This window comes from Paenibacillus sp. UNC451MF (assembly GCF_000686845.1).
In the GTDB taxonomy this organism is placed as follows: domain Bacteria; phylum Bacillota; class Bacilli; order Paenibacillales; family NBRC-103111; genus Paenibacillus_S.
On sequence record NZ_JMLS01000067.1, the window covers coordinates 1 to 3,801 of the forward strand.

Annotated in this window: 3 protein-coding genes; 1 reads left to right on the plus strand and 2 read right to left on the minus strand. The window is 45.6% G+C overall.

Annotation, left to right across the window (positions count from 1 at the left end):
• Positions 1-188: 188 nt before the first annotated feature.
• Both BP97_RS0130815 and BP97_RS0130820 read right to left on the minus strand, forming a co-directional pair.
• On the minus strand, positions 189-1,721 hold the full coding sequence (locus BP97_RS0130815) for an MDR family MFS transporter (RefSeq protein WP_028552538.1): 1,533 nt from the start codon (positions 1,719-1,721) through the stop codon (positions 189-191).
• 138 nt (positions 1,722-1,859) lie between these two features.
• Complete coding sequence (locus BP97_RS0130820; RefSeq protein ID WP_028552539.1) at positions 1,860-2,456, minus strand: TetR/AcrR family transcriptional regulator; 597 nt, start codon at positions 2,454-2,456, stop codon at positions 1,860-1,862.
• Between the two features lie 148 nt (positions 2,457-2,604).
• Between BP97_RS0130820 and BP97_RS0130825 the strand changes: the two genes are divergently transcribed.
• Positions 2,605-3,801, plus strand: a 1,197-nt coding sequence (locus tag BP97_RS0130825) for an MFS transporter (RefSeq protein ID WP_028552540.1), incomplete at its 3' end; no start/stop codon positions are given.

Below are 3,801 nucleotides of genomic sequence, written 5' to 3' on the forward strand. Positions count from 1 at the left end.
AATATGGAGAAAGCAACCAACGTGGTAATTGAAATTATCAAGCGGTTCGAGCAACGCGCTTAGGCTCATACATAAAGCAGGTGCCGCGGCACCTGCTTTGCATAGATCCTATTCAGTTCTAGTTTCCCGGTAGCCTAATGATTGTACTCGATGGCTACCGGGTTCTTTATTATTCCACATGCCTTAGCTTAATGGGAAGCAGCGTAACCATCCGCCTCAACGTTCGGATCCAGTTTCTCTCTGCTCATGATGAAAGCGGCACTCAGTGCTAATACAGCCGGGATGAGACTCCATGCAAAAGTTCCTACAATTGAAGATGACAGCCCCTCTGTAATCGTGTTTAATGTGTTCCCATCCATCGTTTGACGAATTGCGGGATTTAATAAAACATGCGGATCATTAAAATCAACATCTGCGAGTATTTTCGTCCCTCCGCTCTTGCCGAAAGCCTCTGTCAACCTATCTGTTAAAGAGTGGCTTTGTATAATGCCAAATATGGTGATACCTAGTGTCATACCAAGCGACCTATTGAAATTCATCGTAGAAGTAGCCGCTCCCCTCTGAGCCGCGGGGAATGAATGGATGGCAGCACTGCTGAGAACCGAGAAGGAAGCACCGATCCCTAGACCAACCAAGATCATGTAAATTGTAATTAGAAAACGCGACGATTCCGTCGTCAGTGTGGTCAGAAGCGCCATACCTATCGCCAGGATGGCAAGTGTTGGAATTAGGATGGCCCGATAGGGCAGTTTGGACATTAAGAATCCGCCAACCGTTGCAGTCACGACAGAACTCACCATCATCGGAAGCAGGATAAGCCCAGCGTTTGTCGCTGTACCGCCATATACACCCTGAATGTAGATCGGTATGAACATCGATGCGGTCATAAACGTCGCTCCGCTAAGCATTGCGACCAGATTGGTTGTTGTGTACAGCCGGATTCGGAACATTCGGAATGAAATGATGGGCTCAGCCGCCCGCTTTTCTACGAATACAAGTAATATGGAGAAGAATACAAAACCAACAAACAAACCTAATATTTGCGACGATCCCCATGCATAAGCTTTGCCGCCGAGCTCAATCGCGAACATAAGGCAGATGATCGCACCTACTAGCAGCAAACAGCCAAGGTAATCGATCTTCTGTTTAGAGTGCTCGGCCGATTCCTTGTAGAAGAACACGATCAATATGAAAGCGATTAAACCTAGTGGTAAATTAATATAAAATATCCATATCCAATGTAAATAATCGGTTATATAACCACCGAGAAGCGGAGCCGCAACACTCGACAAGCCGAATAAAGCACCGAACATTCCCGTCATCTTTCCTCTACTCTCAGGCGGGACGACATCGAACATAATCGTGAATGCTATCGACACCATCGCCCCAGCTCCGATACCTTGAATTGCTCTGAAAAGGCTAAGCTGAATGATCGATTCCGCCATTCCGCATAGGGCCGATCCGATCATAAATACGACAATACCGAAAACAAAAAAACGTTTGCGCCCATACATATCAGATAGTTTGCCGAATATCGGCATGCCGGTCATCTCAGCTACCATATAGGCCGAAGTAGCCCACACGAATTTGTCCAAACCGCCAATCTCTCCAACAATCGTTCCCATGGCTGTCGCCACAATGGTGTTGTCCATTGAGGCCATCAAAATAGCGAGCAGAAGACCTGCAATGATAACCCCCACTTTGTTCCGTGCTTGACTCATTTAAATCCCTTTCCTTTCCATGATCAGGTTTATGTTGAAAGCTGTTAGCTTAACTTATGAATCCATCATAAACCATCCTTGTTGACAACTGTCTGTCAGGAAAGAGACGCAATAAAATGAAAACTTTACCCCTTCTCACTATTCATTCAAGCAGCATTGCTGGAGATAGGCAGAAAAGCTGACAATATTCATTTGCATGTGCCTATTGTTTCCTTCTAGCTTGCTTAGCATAATGCCACCTTCCAATAAGGATAAGGCAAACGAGGCCAATGCGTCCACGTCCAGGTTTATCTTGAATTCCCCCTTTTGTATCCCTTCATAAATAATACTCTTCATCATGTCCAATGTATTGTGTAGCCCCCGTTCGGCCCGGTGACGCAATGCGGGGTGAGTGTCATCACTCTCTACAGCTGTGTTCTGCAAGGGGCAGCCGCCGATAAACGGGGGATTGTTCACAACATCTTCATAGACGTGGAAAAATGCGAGCAATCGACCTGCTGCGGACTCCTCTTTACCGATTGCTTCAGAAATTCTCCTGCCGACTAAACTAGCGGCATAATTATAGGCTTCAAGAGCTATTTCGTCTTTACTGCTGAAGTGACGGTAGATGCCTCCCTTTTTGATACCGGTGGCTGCAATAATATCGTTTAACGATGAACCGGCGAATCCCTTCTGGTTAAAAAGCTCAGCAGACTTCATAATGATGTGTTCCCGTGTTTTATCCCCTTTTTTCATAAACCCTCCGTACGAACTATATTCCGATAATTCATTATACCAAATATTTACGATTGCACCCTTGCCATTCACTGGATCTATGTTACAATAAAAGATACCAATCGGTATCTTTTATGATATATAGAATTACGTGAGAGGCGGGGTGCGAGTGAAGCAGGACCGGTGGTATGTCCGTCACTATGCATGGATCGGACTAACAGCTTTATGGGTGATCGGATTTATTGGAGCCATCTCCCGATTTATAATGGCCTCCTATCAAGTCCAAATGTCAGAAGATCTGCACGTCAGTAGAGGATTCATCTCGGTGGCATGGTCGACTAATTTATTCATCGCCGCCATTTGTGCTCCGATAGGGGGTTGGCTTGTCGACCGCTATGGACCCAAGAGGGTGATGTTGATTGGTAGTCTATTCAGCATTACTGGCACTGCTCTTGTTTATGTCGGTCACAATCCTATATTTTTCTATGTAGGCTATGGAATTTTATCCGGATTAGCTGGCCTTGGAGCTTCGACGGCTTATGTACTGCTCTTCAAGTGGTTCGGACGCCACAAAGCTAAAGCAGCAGGCCTATTGAGCAGTGCATCCTCTGTTGGTCTTGCAGTTTGCACACCATTGTTCATATCAAATAGTAGGTTGACCTGGGAGTACGCTTTTTTAATATCCGCCTTACTGGGACTGGTATTAACCGTGCCTCTCATTTTATTCATCATACGGCCAATTGAGAAGGTTGGCACGGTGAATGATACTCCCGAGCACACCGAAACCCCCGCAGAGCCTGGTATTCAGCCGACTCTCCCCCTTCGGAGCCAGTTCAAATTGCCCCTTATCATAGTTGCTTTTGCCCTCTTTACCTGCGGTATCAATATGGGGACTGTCGAGATGAACTTGGTAGCGATCCATCAAGAGGCCAACGTTACATCTGAAATGATCGCGCTATCGATGGGCATTCTTGGCGTGACCGAAATCATCGGTTCACTTGTGTTCGGAGTATTGATGGATGCCATGAATAAGAGGCTTGCAATGACACTATTGTATGGGATTCGTGTTCTTAGTTTTTTGATACTGCTTCTGCATACATCCTGGTCTCCCATCGTATTTGCAATTACTTTCGGTTTGACATACTTGGGTGCCGTTCCAGGAGGACTATTGATTGCAAACGATTTTTCGAATAAAAAGGGGAGCCTAGTTGGCAATTTAATGCTATTTCATCAAGGCGGTGGCATATTGGGGGCGTTGATTGGAGGAATCTCCTATGATGTATTCCATAATTATCAAATCTTAATTGGCGTAGATGCCGTACTCTGTGTAATAGCAGTGGCGGGATATTCAATGCTTAAGCTTCGT

What these genes read in the sequence shown, in the direction of transcription:
- BP97_RS0130815 (WP_028552538.1), bottom strand. Translation starts at nt 1,721, where the DNA reads ATGAGTCAAGCACGGAACAAAGTGGGGGTTATCATTGCAGGTCTTCTG.
- BP97_RS0130820 (WP_028552539.1), bottom strand. Translation starts at nt 2,456, where the DNA reads ATGAAAAAAGGGGATAAAACACGGGAACACATCATTATGAAGTCTGCT.